The organism is Bacillus sp. FSL K6-0268, from assembly GCF_038005425.1.
GTDB lineage: Bacteria > Bacillota > Bacilli > Bacillales > Bacillaceae_G > Bacillus_A > Bacillus_A thuringiensis_S.
The window spans coordinates 3,274,230-3,292,543 of the sequence record NZ_JBBOTF010000001.1 but is presented as its reverse complement, the minus strand read 5'-3'; the positions used below and the strand labels follow the sequence as shown (position 1 = coordinate 3,292,543).

Here is an 18,314-nt window from a genome sequence, read left to right as displayed (position 1 = left end):
TCATTAGTGGTTTTTCGATAGGAGTAATTACAAAAACAAAGGCTAATTATTTCCCGAGAGATAAAGTGAGACTTTAATCAGTCCTCACGAATCGGGCTTTTACGGGCAGCACGCCCCCCACCTAACTTCTTTGCTTTCGCTGAATTTTGAGGTGAGGGTCTTACTGACCGGAAAATAGTGGGATAAATATGTGTAAAAGAGACTAGTGAATGAAAACGAAAAGAGAGCAAAGTTACAGCTTTACGCGCTGAACTCTGCTCTCTTTTTGCGTGGTATCTTCTCTCGTTGAAATTATAATAGCGATCCCGAGCATGATAAAAAAAGCTAAAAAGAGGACGAACTTTGGGAAGAACGGGAATAGTAATAGCGCCCCGACTATCATAATTGTTAATAATACGTAGTGCAGGACGTATTGGAATAGGTTGTCCATATTTTCGCCCCCTTTTTGGTAATTGGTTATTAGTATTCTATGTTTCATGCTGAAGAAATAGAAGTAGATTTTTAAGTTTTTAATACGAATTATAGCTGAGTTTTCTTAAAGTATAAGGATAGAGTGATAATTTTGGAAAAATTCTCAAAATATTTATTTAGAAAGAATTGACAAAATATACTGAACGATATAAGCTAATAACCATAAAGTCTACCGGAAAGGTCGGAATAAGATTGTTACCCCTCAAAAACATCTATTTTTTTTGATTAAAACCGACTTTTCCGATTGGCTATAAATGTGCTGTGGGAGGCATACATAAGCTAATAAGTTCAAAGGGTATAACTATTAAACAGTTAGGGTGGGGACAATGAAGAAAAAGACAAAAAAATGGGCTGGTGTATTTTCAGTATTACTTAGTAGTTCGCTTGTGTTATCTGCTTGTGGGGGACAGGAGGATACGGCTTCTACAGAACCAGTAAAAAAGCAGGATTTAAAAGATTCTAAGATTGAATCAATTCCAGCTACAGATAAAAAGAAAAGTCCAGAGAAAGCAAATCAACGAAAAGATACTTTCATTACAGCCATTTCTAAGCCAGGGGGAGTTTTCCTTCCGTATTTCCAAGATAATGGTTGGGATGGAAATGTAACGTCGGTTATTTTTGCTTCATTAGTAACAACAGACAAACAAAGTAAACCTGTTCCGGATCTTGCAGAAAAATGGGATATTTCTGCTGACCAGTTAACATATACATTCCACTTACGTAAAAACTTAAAATTTAGTGACGGGTCGCCTTTAACAGCGGATGACGTAGCATTTACATTAACACTACTTCATGATAAAGCGTATGAAGGTGGATTGGATATTGCTCAGTATGCTGTTAAAGGTGGGAAAGAATATAAAGAAGGAAAAGCAACTTCTATTGAAGGAATCCAAGTTGTTGATCCACAGACAATTAAAATTACAACTGAAAAAGTTAATTCACAGGCGCTAACGAATTTAGGTGGCCCAGTGCTATCAAAAGCTTATTATGGAAAAGATTATAAACAAAATACAAGTTTAGACTATTTAAAAGCATTATATGGGCAACCAATTGCAGCGGGTCCATATAAATTTGAAAAATATGTTCCAGGTCAAGAAGTCCGCTTTGTTGCTAACGAAAATTATTATGCAGGTAAACCAAAAATTAAAAACTTTATTTACAAAATCACATCAGGTGATACTGGATTCCAATTATTCCAAACAGGTGAACTGGACTATAGTGGGTTTAGAGCGAACCCTGAAAATATAGACCAATTAAAAGGATTAGAGTTTGCAAATATTAATCTTGAATCATCAAGTGATATTGCTTATATCTATGTAAATAATAAGAAGTCGTATTTGAAAGATAAAAAGGTACGCCAAGCACTTACTTATGGATTAGACCGTAAGAAGTATGTGGATACAGCTTTACAAGGCTATGGCTCTGTCGCTAACGTACCAATTGCTCCAGTTTCATGGGCATATACAGAAGAAGGTATTAATAAATATCCGCATGACGTAGAAAAGGCTAAAAAATTATTGGATGAGGCTGGTTGGAAAGTAGGTTCTGACGGGGTTCGTGAAAAAGATGGTCAAAAATTAAAATTAACATACTACGCATCAAATACAGGTAAAACAAATGATATCTTTATTCCGATTGCAAAAGAAAGTTACAAAGAAATTGGTGTTGAATTAAATCCAGAGTTGATGGACTTTAATACGATGCTTTCAAAAGTAGGAAAAGGTGACTACGATTTAGCGGCAGTTTCAACACCAGGAATTAGTGATCCAAGTGAAGTTGTAAGTGAGTACTTATCAACTAATCCAAAAAGTGATACGGGTTATAATAATCCGAAAGTAGATGATTTGATTGTAAAAGGTATAGGAACGACAGATATTGAAAAACGTAAAGCGATTTATAAAGAGCTGTATAAAGAGTTAAGTGATGATCCACCAGTTATTTTATTAAACTATCGTAAACTACTTTATGCTCATAATGCACGTATAAAAGGAATTGATCCAGAAAAGTACGATAGCATCAGTTCCAACTTACCAGTGTTATCTATTGAACAATAAGGGTTGACCTAAATAATAGAAGACGTTTTTTCACACAGCAATGGAATGGTAGCTGTTTTGAAAAAATGTTCTTCTATTTTTAAGTAAATAGGATTGGGGAGACAAAAGGTGAAAACATATATCATTCGTAGGTTTCTACAAATGATTCCTACATTGTTTGGTACGTCTATTATTATCTTTTTCTTATTTGCACTCTTACCGGGTGATTATATCGATTCAAATCCAAAATTAACACCAGAGAGGGCTCAAGAATTAAGAGAGTTGTACGGTTTAAATAAACCGATTATTGAAAGGTATTTTCATTGGTTAGTGAATGCTTTGCATGGTGATTTTGGATTTTCTTTACAGTATCAAGAACCGGTAACTTCATTACTTAATAAATTCATTTGGAATACATTTATTGTTGCTGCTGCAGCTTTATTTTTCACTTGGATTATTGCTCTTATTATTGGGGTTATTTCTGCAACAAAGCAGCATTCTTGGTTTGATAGATTGGTAACAATCGGTGTCTTTGCAGCAATGTCATTTCCATCATTCTTTATCGGACTATTTTTAATTAAATTATTAGCAGTTGATTTAAAGTTATTACCTATTGGTGGCATGATTGATATTGGGAGTAACTCAACAGGGATAGCATACATATTAGAAGTATTACGTCATATGATTCTACCTGTATTTATTTTAACTCTTCTTGGTGTAGGATCGTTAACACGCTATTTTAGAACGGGCATGTTGGATGTTATTAGGCAAGATTATATTCGTACTGCTCGTGCAAAAGGTTTAAAAGAAAGAACCGTTATTTATAAACATGCATTGAAAAATGCAATTTTGCCAGCAATTACATTACTCGCTTTTGAATTACCGGGTTTATTTTCAGGAGCTATTATTATTGAACAGATTTTTAATTGGCCAGGGATTGGGAGTATTCAATTAGAAGCATTAAACTTCCGTGATTATACGGTATTAATGGCCTTTACAATGTTTCTTTCTTGTTTAACGATTATGGCTAATTTCTTAGCTGATATTGTATATGCGTTTGTTGATCCAAGAATTCGATTGAAGTAAGGGGGGAAAGATATGGAGACTATTACACCCATAATAGAGAAAAAGAAAGAACGGAAAAAGAGAAATGAATCATCACCATGGCGCCAAGCGTATAAAAAAATCAAGAAAAATAAGATGGCACTGTGTGGCTTATACGTTTTAATATTTATGTTTTTATTTAGTTTTATCGGTCCAATCTTTTCACCGTATGCTGATGGGAAAGTACAAGTAACACAAATTAATAAACCACCCAGCCTGTCACATTGGCTTGGAACAGACCAGTTGGGACGGGATATTTTAACTAGACTTATGCAAGCAGGGCGTATTTCATTAACAATTGGTTTAGCGTCGATGCTACTATCCGTTATACTAGGTGCTCTATTAGGAGCCATTGCTGGTTTTTATCGAGGAGTTGTAGATCATTTAATTATGCGTGTTGCAGATGTCTTAATGTCCATTCCAGGATTACCGCTACTTATTATAATGGGAGCAATTTTATCAGAATGGAAATTACCATCGGAGTACCGTTTATATGTTGTAATGATTATTTTAAGTTTAGTAGGATGGCCAGGACTTGCCCGTCTTGTGAGAGGACAAATTTTAACATTGCGGGAGCAAGCCTTTATGCAAGCGGCAGATGTATTAGGATTAAAAGATTCTCGAAAAATCATTCATCATCTAATTCCTAACGTCTTTCCGTTACTTATTGTTGTAGCAACTTTGGGTGTGGCTGGATCTATTTTAAGTGAGTCCGCGCTAAGCTACTTAGGTCTCGGCGTCGTCCCACCTACACCATCATGGGGGAACATGATTAGCGCAGCTAACTCATTAATTGATTTCCAAAAGCGTCCGTGGTTATGGATTCCGCCTGGTTTTGCAATCTTTATAACAGTTGTATCAATTAATTTACTTGGTGATGCACTTCGTGATGCGTTAGATCCAAAGATGAGAAGGTAGGTGAGAAGGTATGAGTAGAGCGGTAGTAGAGCTAAAAGACTTACAAACACACTTTCAAACAGAGGAAGGGACAGTGAAGGCTGTAAACCATGTTAGCTTTGCTGTTCGAGAAGGTGAAACGGTTTGTGTAGTAGGAGAATCAGGTTGCGGGAAGAGTGTAACGGCTTTATCTATTATGGGGCTTATTGCTGAATCTGGCAGTGTAGTGGGTGGAGATATTTTATATGAAGGAAAAAGTCTTTTAGGAATGAAAGAGAAAGAACTTCGTAGTTTACGAGGCAATGATATTGCGATGATTTTCCAAGAACCGATGACATCGCTAAATCCGGTCTTCACTGTAGGTGAGCAAATTGTAGAAACGCTAAGGGAGCATGAATTACTTAGTAAAAATGAAGCGTATAAGAAAGCAATTGAGTTAATTCGTAAAGTTGGCATAGCCCGTGCTAATGAAATTGTTCATTCTTATCCGCATGAATTGAGCGGCGGGATGTTACAACGTATTATGATTGCTGTTGCGCTTAGTTGTAATCCTAAGTTATTAATTGCTGATGAACCGACAACGGCTCTTGATGTTACGATCCAAGCTCAAATATTAGACTTATTAAGACAAGTAAAAGAAGAGTTTAAAACATCTATTTTACTAATTACACATGATTTAGGCGTTGTAGCAGAAATGGCTGATTACGTTGTTGTTATGTATGGCGGGAAAGTTATTGAAGAAGCCCCAGTACTAGAGATATTCCAAAATCCGAAACACCCGTATACGAAAGGCTTGTTGAAATCAAAACCAGTGATGGGAAAACGAATAGATAAACTATATTCTATTCCAGGGCAAGTTCCTAATTTAGTTGGTTTGGATGAGTTTTGCTACTTTAGCGGGCGTTGTGAGCATTGTATGGAAATATGTGAAAAAGAAGTCCCAAATCTAAATGTAAATGATGAAAATCATAAAGTAGCTTGCTGGTTATATGAGGAGCGTGCGGAGCAATGAGTGAACCATTATTAGAGGTAAAAAACCTAAAGACATATTTTCCAATTAAAGGTGGCATATTTAGTAGAACGATCGGACATGTAAAAGCAGTTGATGGAGTAAGTTTTACTATTAATAAAGGCGAAGTGTTTGGTCTCGTTGGCGAATCAGGGAGCGGAAAAACAACGATAGGAAAAACAATTTTACGTCTCATTCAAAAAACGGAGGGGGAAGTGAAGTTTAAAGGGAAAGATGTTCATTCTTTATCGAAGGATGAATTGAGAAAACATCGTCCTAATATGCAGCTTGTTTTTCAAGATCCATTTAGCTCATTAAATCCGAGAATGAGAATTGGAGAAGCGCTTGGAGAGCCGATGTTGGCCCACGGATTAGCGACGAAAGAAAATGTTCGTGAAAAGGTAATTGAAGTATTGGAGTTATGTGGCTTAGCTCCTTATCATATTGACCGGTATCCCCATGAGTTTTCTGGTGGACAACGTCAGCGTATCGTAATCGCAAGGGCTATGGTGTTAAATCCAGAATTCATTGTAGCTGATGAACCTGTGGCGGCACTAGATGTATCTATCCAAGCACAAATTATTAATTTATTTAGTGAGTTACAGGAGAAAAAGGGATTATCTTATTTATTCATTTCACATGATTTGAGTGTAGTAGAACATTTATGTACGAAAATCGGAATTATGTATTTAGGTACGATTGTGGAGACGGCGCCGCGTGATGAGTTATTTACCAATCCGCTACATCCGTATACAAAAGCATTGTTATCAGCCGTTCCAATACCAGATCCAACAGTGAAGCGAGAGCGAATTATACTAGAAGGGGATATTCCAAGTCCAGCAAATCCACCTTCAGGTTGTCGTTTTCATACACGTTGCCCGTTTGCAACAGATGTTTGTAAAAAAACAATACCAGAATTTCGTAATGTTGGTGATGATCATTTTGTTTCTTGTCATCATGTATAAAAAAAGGACTCTTTCAAATGGAAAGAGTCCTTTTTTTATTTACTAGATGAAGTTTGTTTCAATACAAATTGCTCGATTGCGTGAGCAACACCATGTTCATTGTTTGTTAATGTTACAACATCACATAGTTTTTTTACATCTTCTTCAGCGTTGCCCATTGCAACAGATAAGCCTGCTACTTCTAACATTGGTACATCATTAAAATTATCACCAATAGCAACTGTATCTTCAATAGGAATATTAAAATGAGCTGCCATCTGCTGTAGTCCGTTTCCTTTATGTCCATTCTTATCCATAATTTCTAAGTTAGTAGGAGCTGATGCTGTAACCATAATATCAGCGTCTTCTTGTAACACGCTTAATAGCTGTGCGCGATGCGCTGCATTAAATGTTGAAATGAAGAATTTAGATATTTCTAGTTCTTGGTTATTTACAACATCTTCTATTTTTTTGAAATCAGTAATTAAGTTCGATTTCTTTTGCTTTTCTGTAATTCGTTCAAGTTCCTCTAATGTAACATCGAGCGCCTGCTTATTTTCTTCGAATGCTTGCATCACTTGATCTTGCCATGTATATGGAGAATAAACTCCTTTATTTGTATATAACTTATATGGGAAACTTTCAGATTCTAGTAATTTTGCAAGTTTGTACACTTTGTCGTTTTGTATACAACGCGAGTTAATTACTTTTCCATCCACATAAACAATAGCCCCATTGCTTGCTCCGACTGGAAGAGATAATTTATATTCTTCCAATAGCTTTAAAGCATCCTCTTTCGCACGACCAGAACAAATCATTACAATATGACCAGCTTCTTGTGCAGTTTGGATTGCTTGTAGGTTTTCTTTGGAGATTTCAAGATTAGATGATAGTAGTGTACCATCCATATCTAATGCGATTAATTTCAAAATGACCACCTCTTTGTTTTTATTATACATAGTTATATAGAGGAAACATATAAACTTATCTTGGAAAGAAGGTATTTTATCTCATATTAAAAGTAAGTAAAGATTAGATAGGTTTAGTGTCACTAAATAAACTGTTTGTAACAAAAATAGAGAGGAGTATGACTATATTTCACTTTATGACTGTAATATTACATGAATGTTACAAACGTGAGCTTAGTGAAAAGTGCATTAAATAAAGGTTTTTGGGGATTATTATAAAAAAACGTAAAAAAAGTGTAATAAATTTCACGTTATTATATTGCAACGTAACAATAGTTATGTTACATTAATGTTACAAACATTACGTTATCAAATTTAATGTAACGTTAACATAAAAACTATGAAATAAACATTTCTTAGAAATTACATATAGATAACTTATGAAAAGGGAGGATAAATGATATGAAAGAGCAAGTATTACAAGTAACAAAAGGTGACTTCGTAGGATCAGCAAGTGGAGCGGTAGTATTAACAGCATTAATCGTATTTCTATCAAGCGTATTAGTATAATAGAAATTTTGTAACAAAAGAAAAAGAAGGGAGAATGAAAGATATGAAAGAGCAAGTATTACAAGTAACAAAAGGTGACTTCGTAGGATCAGCAAGTGGAGCGGTAGTATTAACAGCATTAATCGTATTTCTATCAAGCGTATTAGTATAATAGAAATTTTGTAACAAAAGAAAAAGAAGGGAGAATGAAAGATATGAAAGAGCAAGTATTACAAGTAACAAAAGGTGACTTCGTAGGATCAGCAAGTGGAGCGGTAGTATTAACAGCATTAATCGTATTTCTATCAAGCGTATTAGTATAATAGAAATTTTGTAACAAAAGAAAAAGAAGGGAGAATGAAAGATATGAAAGAGCAAGTATTACAAGTAACAAAAGGTGACTTCGTAGGATCAGCAAGTGGAGCGGTAGTATTAACAGCATTAATCGTATTTCTATCAAGTGTATTAGTATAATAGAAACTTTGTAACAAAAGAAAAAGAAGGGAGAATGAGGGATATGAACAGTGAACAAGTGTTTCAAGTAACAAAAACAGATTTATTAGGATCCTTAGGTGGAGCGGTAATATTAACATCATTTATTCTATTCCTTGCAAGTGTATTAGTATGATATATATAAATACAATCATTCAAAAAAAATAAAGACTCTAACGTATTAGTAAGTAGTTAATATGTTGGAGTCTTTTTTATTTTCTTCTTATATACCTTCAAGTATTAAAGTTACCTCATTATTTAGTATCCATGGCTAATTAGACGCTGCGGTTGCAACTTGATTCAACGAATAGTCAAAAATCCACTGATTAAAGTTTCACTTTATTTCAAAGAGAAAAAAGTCGAATTTTATATGTAAGAAAAAAAGAGGAATTTGACAGAAAAGATAGAAAATTTTAAAGGTCAGAATTTGTTAGCTTGCTAACTAATTTCTATTAATTAATGTTGGAAGCGTTTTCGGTTGGTTTTAAGTATGGACCATTTAATCTATTTACAGGGGGATGAAGATATTATGAAACAAAAATCTATGGATACGCTAGCTGCACAAATGGAGGACTTTTTTCCAGTACGTGATGTAGATCATTTGGAATTTTACGTAGGGAATGCAAAGCAATCGAGTTATTATCTTGCGAGAGCATTCGGATTCAAAATTGTGGCTTACTCTGGATTAGAAACTGGAAACCGTGAAAAGGTATCTTATGTTCTTGTGCAAAAAAATATGCGTTTCGTTGTGTCTGGAGCTTTAAGTAGTGAAAATCGTATTGCAGAGTTTGTAAAGACTCATGGTGATGGCGTGAAGGATGTGGCACTACTTGTTGATGATGTTGATAAAGCATACTCAGAAGCAGTGAAACGTGGTGCCGTCGCAATTGCTCCACCAGAGGAATTAACAGATGAGGACGGTACATTGAAAAAAGCAGTTATTGGTACGTATGGTGATACAATTCATACGCTTGTAGAGCGTAAAAATTATAAAGGGGCATTTATGCCAGGATTCCAAAAGGTAGAGTTTAATATTCCATTTGAAGAGTCTGGTTTAATTGCTGTCGATCATGTAGTTGGTAATGTTGAAAAAATGGAAGAGTGGGTTAGTTATTACGAGAATGTCATGGGCTTTAAACAAATGATTCATTTTGATGATGACGATATTAGTACAGAGTATTCGGCGTTAATGTCGAAAGTTATGACGAATGGAAGCCGTATTAAGTTTCCGATTAACGAACCAGCAGACGGAAAGAGAAAGTCACAAATTCAAGAGTATCTAGAATTCTATAATGGAGCTGGTGTACAGCATCTTGCTTTATTAACAAGTGATATTGTTAAAACAGTTGAAGCGCTTCGTGCAAATGGGGTGGAGTTTTTAGATACACCTGATACTTATTATGATGAGTTAACTGCACGAGTTGGAAAAATCGATGAAGAAATTGATAAGCTAAAAGAATTAAAGATCTTAGTAGATCGTGATGATGAAGGTTACTTACTACAAATCTTTACGAAACCAATTGTAGATCGCCCGACTTTATTTATTGAAATCATTCAACGTAAAGGTTCTCGTGGATTTGGTGAAGGAAACTTTAAAGCGTTATTCGAATCAATTGAAAGAGAACAAGAGCGTCGCGGAAACTTATAAGATTTATATCCACCAGCAAAAGTCCCTTTGCTGGTGGAAATTTCATTTTTATAAGGAGGAATCAGGATGAAATTTGTTACATTTCGTCTTCCTTCAAAAGAAATACGGGCTGGATGGCTTGAAGGTGACAAAGTAATAGATATGAATCTTGCTAGTGAAGGGAGAATCCCTTCTTCTATGATGGCTTTTTTAGAGAAAGCTGATGAGTATGTAGAAGTAGTGAGGAATGTTAAGAATCCAAATAAGGGTATATATGCTTTAGAAGAAGTACAATTGACAGCTGCTCTTCCTAATCCGAGTAGTATTCGAGATTTTTACGCATTTGAACAACATGTAAAAACAGCTCGCGGACGAAGAGGACTAGATGTTGTGCCTGAATGGTACGATATTCCGGTTTTTTATTTTACTAATCATCGTGCTGTAATTGGTTCCGGTGATTTTGTAATTGGTCCGAAAAAGTCTAAAAAGCTTGATTACGAGTTGGAGATCGCTTGCGTAATAGGAAAAGAAGGGCGAAATATTTCTCGTGAGCAAGCAGAGGAATATATTTTTGGTTATTGTATTATGAACGACTGGAGTGCGAGAGACTTACAAGCAACAGAAATGAAAGTAGGTCTCGGTCCAGCGAAAGGAAAGGACTTTGCAACTTCGTTAGGAGCACATCTTGTTACGAAAGAGGAATTAGATGTTTATCGTAATGGAGATCGATATGATTTAGAAATGACTGCTCATGTAAATGGAAAACTATTATCAAAGGGAAACTTCCAAGATATTTACTATACATTTGCTGAAATGATTGAACGTGCTTCAGAGGACGTTACGTTATATCCAGGAGATGTGATTGGTTCTGGGACAGTAGGAACAGGCTGTATTTTAGAACTTGGTACAGAAGAGTGGCTACAAGATGGAGATGTTGTAGAGCTGTCGATTACTGGTTTAGGTACACTACGTAATACGATCAAAAAAGAAAAGGAAGCGAGTGATGGGCATGTTTTATCGTCACATGGGAGAACTACCTCATAAACGACATGTACAATTTCGTAAAAAAGATGGATCGCTTTATCGTGAACAGGTAATGGGAACAAAAGGTTTTTCTGGTACGCAGTCTATTTTGTATCATCACTATATGCCAACAGAAGTAGGTCATTCTGCATTATCGCATTCTTGTCAGTTGCAGTATGAAGAGGATGTTGCTCTTTCTCATCGCCACTTCCGAACGAAAGAAAATAAAAAAAGTGGTGATGCAATAAGTGGACGAAATTTCATACTTGGAAATGAAGATTTGTTAATTGGAGTAGTGAGCCCAACAGAAAAAATGGATTATTTCTATCGTAATGGTGATGGCGACGAAATGTTATTTGTTCATTATGGAACAGGGAAAATTGAAACGATGTTTGGAACGATTCACTATAGAAAAGGCGACTATGTAACGATCCCAATTGGAACGATTTATCGTGTTATTCCAGATGAAGGAGAGACTAAGTTTCTTGTTGTAGAGGCGAATAGCCAAATTACAACGCCGCGTCGTTATCGAAATGAATACGGACAATTGTTAGAGCATAGTCCGTTTTGTGAAAGAGATCTTCGTGGTCCAGAAAAATTAGAGACCTATGATGAAAAAGGCGATTTTGTCGTAATGACAAAATCAAGAGGTTATATGCACAAACATGTTTTAGGACACCACCCGTTAGATGTTGTTGGATGGGATGGCTATTTGTATCCGTGGGTATTTAATGTAGAGGATTTTGAACCAATTACAGGGCGCATTCATCAGCCGCCGCCAGTACATCAAACATTTGAAGGGCATAATTTTGTTATTTGCTCTTTCGTACCACGTTTATACGATTATCATCCAGAGTCAATTCCGGCACCATATTATCATAGTAATGTTAATAGTGATGAAGTTCTTTACTATGTAGAAGGAAACTTTATGAGTCGCAAAGGTGTGGAAGAAGGTTCTATTACACTTCATCCGAGCGGGATTCCCCATGGGCCGCATCCGGGGAAAACAGAGGCAAGTATAGGGAAGAAAGAGACACTTGAATTAGCTGTTATGATAGACACATTCCGTCCGCTTCGTATTGTAAAACAAGCACATGAAACAGAAGATGAAAAGTATATGTATAGCTGGATTGAACAAGGTTCATATACTGTGAAATAAGTAAAAAAAGCATGCTCTCAATAAGGGAGCATGCCTTTTTTTGTGGAATCGACATGTATAATAATACCAAAAAGAGTTGTCGAAAGATATATAGAAAGAATGATAAGGATAGTGCATATTCAGAAGAATTTCTACTTGTTTCGACAAAAGTATTGACTAGGAAAAGCGTAATGAGTAAAATAAAAAAGCGAATTAAAAATTTTCAGAAAATTTAAAACTTGGAGGAGTGAAAGATGAAGCAAATTTTTCAAAAGAAGCCAATTGCAAAGTTAATGCAAGAAAGTAAGCAAAAAACGTTAGCAAGAACATTGGGCGCGCTAGATTTAACTATGCTTGGAATCGGAGCAATTGTTGGAACTGGTATTTTTGTTCTAACGGGTGTTGTGGCAGCGAAACATTCTGGGCCAGCTATTATATTATCATTTGCGATTGCCGCGCTAGCTTGTGCCTTTGCTGCATTTTGTTATGCTGAATTTGCTTCTTCAGTTCCTGTATCGGGCAGTGTGTATACGTATACATACGCGACGATGGGAGAAGTATTCGCATTTTTAATTGGCTGGGATCTAATGCTTGAATATTTACTTGCTACATCTGCTGTAGCAAACGGTTGGTCTGCATATTTTCAATCTTTATTAAAGGGGTTTGGAATTCACATTCCGACTATTCTCTCCTCGGCTCCTGGTACAGGGAAGGGTGGAATAATTGATCTACCTGCAGTTCTAATTATTTTAGTGATGACAGTTCTTTTATCTAGGGGTGTTCGTGAAAGTGCACGAGTAAATAACATTATGGTATTTATTAAAATAGCAGTTGTTCTTATTTTTATCTTTGCTGGTTTTAATTATGTGAAACCTGAAAACTGGACGCCTTTTATGCCGTTTGGTTTAGATGGTGTAATGGCTGGAGCGGCTACAGTATTCTTCGCATTTATAGGATTTGATGCAGTTTCAACAGCGGCAGAAGAAGTGAAACGTCCGCAACGTGATTTACCAATTGGTATTATTGCATCGTTATTAATTTGTACAGTTCTTTATATCGTTGTTTCGCTTATTTTGACAGGAATTGTTCCATACGGACAGTTAAATATATCAGATCCAGTTGCTTTTGCACTTCAATTTATTGGACAAGATGGCTTAGCTGGAGTAATTTCAGTAGGAGCAATTACAGGAATTACAACAGTAATGCTAGTTATGATGTATGGGCAAGTTCGTGTTTCTTATGCGATGAGCCGAGATGGTTTACTGCCGAAGCGTCTTGCTAAAGTTCATCCGAAATTTAAAACGCCATTTTTAAATACATGGACAACGGGAATTATTGCGGCACTGATTTCAGGATTAATAGATTTAAATGTTTTAGCACATCTTGTAAACATGGGGACATTGTCAGCATTTGCACTCGTAGCTGTTGCGGTAATTGTAATGAGAAGAACCCATCCAGACTTACCAAGGGCATTTAAGGCTCCGCTTGTACCGTTTTTACCAGCGTTAACAGTGATTTTCTGTTTATACTTAATGCTTCAATTATCGGGGACAGCATGGATTAGTTTTGGGATATGGATGGTTATTGGTATAGCGGTTTACTTCTTATATAGCCGAAAACATAGTGCTTTAAATAATAGTAAAAAAGAAGAAGATGTTGCGAATTTATAAGCGAAAAAAATCCATTCTAATTCTGTTAGAATGGATTTTTTTATTTGAAAATTTACATTTTTCTGAACTTATTATAAGATAATTGTTGGCTAACTAAAGGGGTGAAATGATGAAAAATACGTGGCGTGAGTTAAGGGAGATGGACCGTAACGTATGGATTCGATTTATTGGAGAGACGTTAAATGGAATTGCAATGATGATGTTAATGCCTTTTTTTGCATTATATTTAAAAGATAAGGTAGATTCGTTGTTGGAAGTTGGGGTTATTATGGCGCTTTCTCCAATTGCTGCAAGCTTTGGATCACTTATAGGAGGAAGAATTGCTGACATATATGGAAGAAAACCGATTATGATATTTTCTATGGCAAGTAATGCATTATTAATGCTCGGTTTTCTATTTATAGAAGGATTTATTCCATATGCAATTTTATCTATTTTTTTAGGATTGAGTAATTCTTTATTTCATCCAGCTGCATCAGCTATGGTCGCAGATGTAACGGCACCAGAAAAAAGAACAGAGGCATATGGTTTATTACGAATGGGACACAATATAGGTGCTGCGATTGGTCCGATAATGGGAGCATCAGTAGTTGTGTTGTCAAAGAATCTTGTGTTTATTATTGCCTCTTCTACAATGCTATTTTATGCGTTACTTGTATTACTTCTTATTCAAGAGACGATGCCAAAGAGGACAGATAAGGAAGAACATAAAGAAAAGGAATCTGGGGCAGTTTGGAAAATTGTAATGCGAGATAAGGTATTAATGATTTACTTATTAGCAGGTATTATCATTTCGATGGGGTTTTCTCAAACAGAAGGCATGTTGCCACTACATTTTGATAACGAAATGAAGCGTATTTTTGGAACGAATAATCCATATCCATATTTAATGGCGTTAAACGGACTATTAGTTGTTTTATTCCAATTTCAAATTTCAAAATGGGCTACGGATAAACCAGTCGGGAAGACGATGTTATATGGTGCATGTTTGTTCGGGATTGGATTATTTTTTATAGGGTGGTTACCGAAGTGGTTTGGAGAGTTTAATACAAATGCTACAGTTATTTTAATAACACTACTGTTCGTTTATGCTATATATACGTTAGGTGAGATGATTATGTCGCCTGTACAAATGACATTTGTAGCAAACTTGGCACCTGAGCATTTGAGAGGGACTTATATGGGCGCTGCAAGTTTGCAGTGGATTACAGGAAGCGCATTTGGTCCACTTTTGGGAGGCTTTTTATTAGATCGATTACTTGGCCACTTTCTATTTACAATTTTAGCTGTAGGATGTGTAGTTGCAGGTATTGTATATATTTCTTTAGATCGCCTTGTTGAGCAAAGGCAAAAAGATACACTAACCAAACAATCTTCTTAGTAAATAGGTGACATACACAAAAAAGGGGATTTCTACATATTTTAGGTACATAACTAGATAGGATTACCATTTCATTTTAAAATTCACCTTTGTATAGTAGTGGAATAGAAAAAGTGTAGAAAACCAATAAGTGGTGTCATTTAATTATTTGTGGAAGTTACATTTTATTTCAAATAGGAACTACCTATTTTTATAAAAAGTGCTAAAATAGAAAAATGAAAACAATTGGTTAGGGTGATTTCAGTGACAAAAATTAAATTAGGTTTATTATATGGTGGAAAATCAGCTGAGCATCAAGTTTCGTTACAGACGGCTCTTGCTGCTATTAAAGCGTTAAATCAAGATAAATTCGAGATTCATCCAATTTATATTACAGAACAAGGTCAATGGGTACGTGGTGAGCGTATTGAAGGCGAAGTAACAGATGTTGAAGCTTTAAAAATGAGTAGTGCAGAAAATGCGATTTCTCCGTTATCATTAAGTACAGAGATTATTCCATCTGCAGCTTCTGAGGAAAACGCTATTGACGTTATTTTCCCATTACTACATGGACCAAACGGTGAAGATGGAACGGTTCAAGGACTATTAGAATTGATGAATATTCCTTATGTAGGAAATGGTGTTCTAGCATCATCTGCTGGTATGGATAAAGTTGTTATGAAAAACATCTTTGCAGAGGCTGGTTTAAAACAAGCAAAATATGCGTCTTTCATTCGCAGTGCATGGGAAAAAGATCGTGAGGAAGCTTATTCTAAAGTAGAAGATAAGTTAGGATATCCTTGTTTCGTAAAACCAGCAAACCTTGGTTCAAGTGTTGGTATTAATAAGTGTAAAAATCGTGAAGAACTTGAGAATGCATTTGTAGAGGCATTCCAATTTGATCGCAAAATTATTGTAGAAGAAAATATTGTAGGTCGTGAAGTAGAAGTGGGGGTACTAGGTAATGATGAGCCGAAATGTTCAGTTGTAGGTGAAATCGTTCCGAAAAAGGACTTCTATGATTATAAGTCGAAATATATCGATGGTGATACGGCGTTAATTATTCCAGCTGAAATGACAGAAGAAGAATCTGATGTGATTAAGCGTGATGCAATTATTGCGTTCCAATCATTAGATGGTGCAGGCTTAACGCGAGCTGATTTCTTCTTAACGAAAGACGGAGAAGTGTATATTAACGAAGTAAACACTATGCCAGGATTTACACCGTTTAGTATGTTCCCTCTATTATGGCAACATACTGGGTTACCGTATCCAGAGTTAATCGAAGAGCTAATTCGTTTAGCGATTGAACGTCACGAAGAAAAACAAAAAATTAAATATACAATCTAACAAAAAAAGGAGGAAGCACTATTCGTAGGAATAGTGCTTCCTCTATGTAAGGAGCGTTTCTATATGATAAAGCGAATGTTAAAGCAAGTAGAACAGATGGTAAATGGTACTGGATTAGCAGAGCAATATGAGGGAACTATTATTCAAGGCGTGTCTATTGATACGAGAAAAATTGAAAAAGGAAACTTATATGTTCCGATTCAAGGGGAGCGTTTCGATGGACATGCTTTTGTAGATAAAGCAGTTGAAAATGGAGCTGTAGCTACATTATGGATGAAAGATGTAGCAAATCCACCCGAGAATCTTCCGGTTATTTTTGTAGAAGATACGCTATCTGCACTGCAAATGTTAGCGAAAAACTATCGCGATCAATTGGATGTTAAAGTTGTTGGTGTGACAGGTAGTAACGGTAAAACATCCACGAAAGATATTGTGACAAGTATTCTCGCGACTAAGTTCAAAGTTCAAAAAACAGAAGGAAATTTCAATAACCATATTGGGTTACCTCTCACTATTTTAAACTTAGAAGAAAATACAGAAGTAGCTGTATTAGAAATGGGTATGTCAAGCCGAGGAGAGATTGAATTTTTATCTAAGTTAGCTCGTCCTAATGCAGCTATCATTACGAATATTGGTGAGGCACATTTAATGGATTTAGGATCTCGTGAGGCAATTGCTGAAGCGAAATTAGAAATTGTTACAGGGTTACAAGAAGGTGGCGTGTTCGTATATAATGGAGATGAGCCGTTATTAACGAATCGTGTTCCTGAAATGAATTTAGCAGCAGAAACAGTTACGTTTGGTGATGCAAGAGCCAACGATTACTATCCAACAACTGTAACATTACAGGCAACTGGGACACATTTTAAAATGAATAGAGATGAAAATATTTCATTCTACCTACCGGTGTTAGGAAAACATAATGTGTACAATACACTTGCTTCAATGGCAATTGCGACACATTTTGGGGTGACGTGGGAAGAAATGAAACAAGGTTTAGTAACACTTCAAATGACGGGCATGCGTATGGAGATTGTAAAAACGGATAGTGGATTAACAATTATCAACGATGCTTATAATGCAAGTCCGACGGCTATGGAGGCAGCATTCCATTTAATGAATGGTTTAGATGGATTTACTAAAAAAATCGTTGTGCTCGGTGATATGTTAGAACTTGGAAATCAAGAAGTGCAGTTCCATTATGAGGTAGGTAAATTAATCGATCCAGCAAAAATCGCACATGTATTCACATACGGTAGATTAGGAGCTCAAATTGCTGAAGGAGCGAAAATTAATTTCCCTAATGAACGTGTAAAGGCGTATGATAATAAAGAAGAGTTAGTAAGAGATTTACAAGCGGTAGTCGATGCCAAAGATGTTGTATTAATAAAAGCATCTCGCGGTATGAAATTAGAAGAAGTAATTACGATGTTGAAATAATTGGTGTATATAAATAGGGATGATAGTCACGAAAATAGAAGAAACTTATAATAAGCGCTTACAGTAAATGATAAAAAAATAAAAGTAAAGAAAAAGGCCCTTAATATAAAATAAGGTAACAGTTGGGTTTGCTTTTTACACATACAAAACTTATAATTGATAAAGTGTAATAACGTTTAGAAGTATTTTCGTGAAGAATATACGCCCGGTTATATACGTGAGCATTCAGGAAAAGGGCTTTTCCGCAAATTCGGAAAACGCCTTTTTTTAAATGATAAGTATAGGATAGAAAAGGAGAA

General features: G+C 35.7%; 19 protein-coding genes. 17 read left to right on the top strand and 2 right to left on the bottom strand.

Annotation, left to right across the window (positions count from 1 at the left end; genetic code table 11):
- Positions 1 to 232: 232 nt before the first annotated feature.
- Positions 233 to 430: a hypothetical protein gene (locus MHI28_RS16875; protein ID WP_000369259.1), complete on the bottom strand. Its 198-nt coding sequence runs from the start codon at positions 428 to 430 to the stop codon at positions 233 to 235.
- Positions 431 to 797: 367 nt separating this feature from the next.
- On the opposite strand from MHI28_RS16875, the gene MHI28_RS16870 reads away from it, so the two are divergent.
- From MHI28_RS16870 to MHI28_RS16850, 5 genes are all read left to right on the top strand, one after another.
- Positions 798 to 2,525, top strand: a complete 1,728-nt coding sequence (locus MHI28_RS16870; protein ID WP_000730676.1) for an ABC transporter substrate-binding protein — start codon at positions 798 to 800, stop codon at positions 2,523 to 2,525.
- A gap of 108 nt (positions 2,526 to 2,633) precedes the next feature.
- Positions 2,634 to 3,590: an ABC transporter permease gene (locus tag MHI28_RS16865; protein WP_000860687.1), complete on the top strand. Its 957-nt coding sequence runs from the start codon at positions 2,634 to 2,636 to the stop codon at positions 3,588 to 3,590.
- A gap of 12 nt (positions 3,591 to 3,602) precedes the next feature.
- Entirely contained in the window at positions 3,603 to 4,526 is a 924-nt protein-coding gene (opp4C, locus tag MHI28_RS16860; RefSeq protein WP_000447957.1) for an oligopeptide ABC transporter permease, read from the top strand.
- Between the two features lie 10 nt (positions 4,527 to 4,536).
- On the top strand, positions 4,537 to 5,517 hold the full coding sequence (locus MHI28_RS16855; RefSeq protein ID WP_000085616.1) for an ABC transporter ATP-binding protein: 981 nt from the start codon (positions 4,537 to 4,539) through the stop codon (positions 5,515 to 5,517).
- Positions 5,514 to 6,479, top strand: coding sequence for an ABC transporter ATP-binding protein (locus MHI28_RS16850; protein ID WP_001294490.1), 966 nt, complete (start codon positions 5,514 to 5,516; stop codon positions 6,477 to 6,479). The genes MHI28_RS16855 and MHI28_RS16850 overlap by 4 nt, the downstream gene beginning before the upstream one ends.
- A 35-nt stretch (positions 6,480 to 6,514) precedes the next feature.
- Here the strand turns inward: MHI28_RS16850 and MHI28_RS16845 are convergent, their stop codons facing one another.
- Positions 6,515 to 7,387, bottom strand: coding sequence for a Cof-type HAD-IIB family hydrolase (locus MHI28_RS16845; protein WP_000766426.1), 873 nt, complete (start codon positions 7,385 to 7,387; stop codon positions 6,515 to 6,517).
- Positions 7,388 to 7,828: 441 nt separating this feature from the next.
- On the opposite strand from MHI28_RS16845, the gene MHI28_RS16840 reads away from it, so the two are divergent.
- The 12 genes from MHI28_RS16840 (at position 7,829) to murF (ending at position 18,015) form a co-directional block, all read left to right on the top strand.
- A complete protein-coding gene (locus MHI28_RS16840) occupies positions 7,829 to 7,936 on the top strand; it encodes a DUF3948 family protein (RefSeq protein WP_000664237.1) in 108 nt (35 codons plus the stop codon).
- Between the two features lie 34 nt (positions 7,937 to 7,970).
- Entirely contained in the window at positions 7,971 to 8,087 is a 117-nt protein-coding gene (locus MHI28_RS16835; protein WP_000654250.1) for a DUF3948 family protein, read from the top strand.
- Between the two features lie 34 nt (positions 8,088 to 8,121).
- On the top strand, positions 8,122 to 8,238 hold the full coding sequence (locus MHI28_RS16830; RefSeq protein WP_000654250.1) for a DUF3948 family protein: 117 nt from the start codon (positions 8,122 to 8,124) through the stop codon (positions 8,236 to 8,238).
- 34 nt (positions 8,239 to 8,272) lie between these two features.
- Entirely contained in the window at positions 8,273 to 8,389 is a 117-nt protein-coding gene (locus MHI28_RS16825; RefSeq protein WP_000654250.1) for a DUF3948 family protein, read from the top strand.
- A 43-nt stretch (positions 8,390 to 8,432) separates the two neighbouring features.
- On the top strand, positions 8,433 to 8,543 hold the full coding sequence (locus tag MHI28_RS16820) for a DUF3948 family protein (RefSeq protein WP_001083691.1): 111 nt from the start codon (positions 8,433 to 8,435) through the stop codon (positions 8,541 to 8,543).
- A gap of 393 nt (positions 8,544 to 8,936) precedes the next feature.
- Positions 8,937 to 10,055, top strand: a complete 1,119-nt coding sequence (gene hppD, locus MHI28_RS16815) for a 4-hydroxyphenylpyruvate dioxygenase (protein WP_000810920.1) — start codon at positions 8,937 to 8,939, stop codon at positions 10,053 to 10,055.
- A gap of 66 nt (positions 10,056 to 10,121) precedes the next feature.
- Positions 10,122 to 11,078, top strand: coding sequence for a fumarylacetoacetate hydrolase family protein (locus MHI28_RS16810; protein WP_000673996.1), 957 nt, complete (start codon positions 10,122 to 10,124; stop codon positions 11,076 to 11,078).
- Positions 11,044 to 12,216 (top strand): homogentisate 1,2-dioxygenase, encoded by a 1,173-nt coding sequence (locus tag MHI28_RS16805; RefSeq protein ID WP_012614724.1) that lies wholly within the window; start codon positions 11,044 to 11,046, stop codon positions 12,214 to 12,216. The genes MHI28_RS16810 and MHI28_RS16805 overlap by 35 nt, the downstream gene beginning before the upstream one ends.
- A 233-nt stretch (positions 12,217 to 12,449) precedes the next feature.
- Positions 12,450 to 13,865 carry an amino acid permease gene (locus MHI28_RS16800; protein ID WP_000809361.1) on the top strand — a complete coding sequence of 472 codons (1,416 nt, stop codon included), beginning with the start codon at positions 12,450 to 12,452 and terminating at the stop codon, positions 13,863 to 13,865.
- Positions 13,866 to 13,974: 109 nt separating this feature from the next.
- On the top strand, positions 13,975 to 15,246 hold the full coding sequence (locus tag MHI28_RS16795; RefSeq protein ID WP_000799722.1) for an MDR family MFS transporter: 1,272 nt from the start codon (positions 13,975 to 13,977) through the stop codon (positions 15,244 to 15,246).
- Positions 15,247 to 15,489: 243 nt separating this feature from the next.
- Positions 15,490 to 16,575, top strand: a complete 1,086-nt coding sequence (locus tag MHI28_RS16790) for a D-alanine--D-alanine ligase (protein WP_000161432.1) — start codon at positions 15,490 to 15,492, stop codon at positions 16,573 to 16,575.
- Positions 16,576 to 16,638: 63 nt separating this feature from the next.
- Positions 16,639 to 18,015 carry a UDP-N-acetylmuramoyl-tripeptide--D-alanyl-D-alanine ligase gene (gene murF / locus MHI28_RS16785; protein WP_000595968.1) on the top strand — a complete coding sequence of 459 codons (1,377 nt, stop codon included), beginning with the start codon at positions 16,639 to 16,641 and terminating at the stop codon, positions 18,013 to 18,015.
- The last annotated feature ends 299 nt before the right edge of the window (positions 18,016 to 18,314 follow it).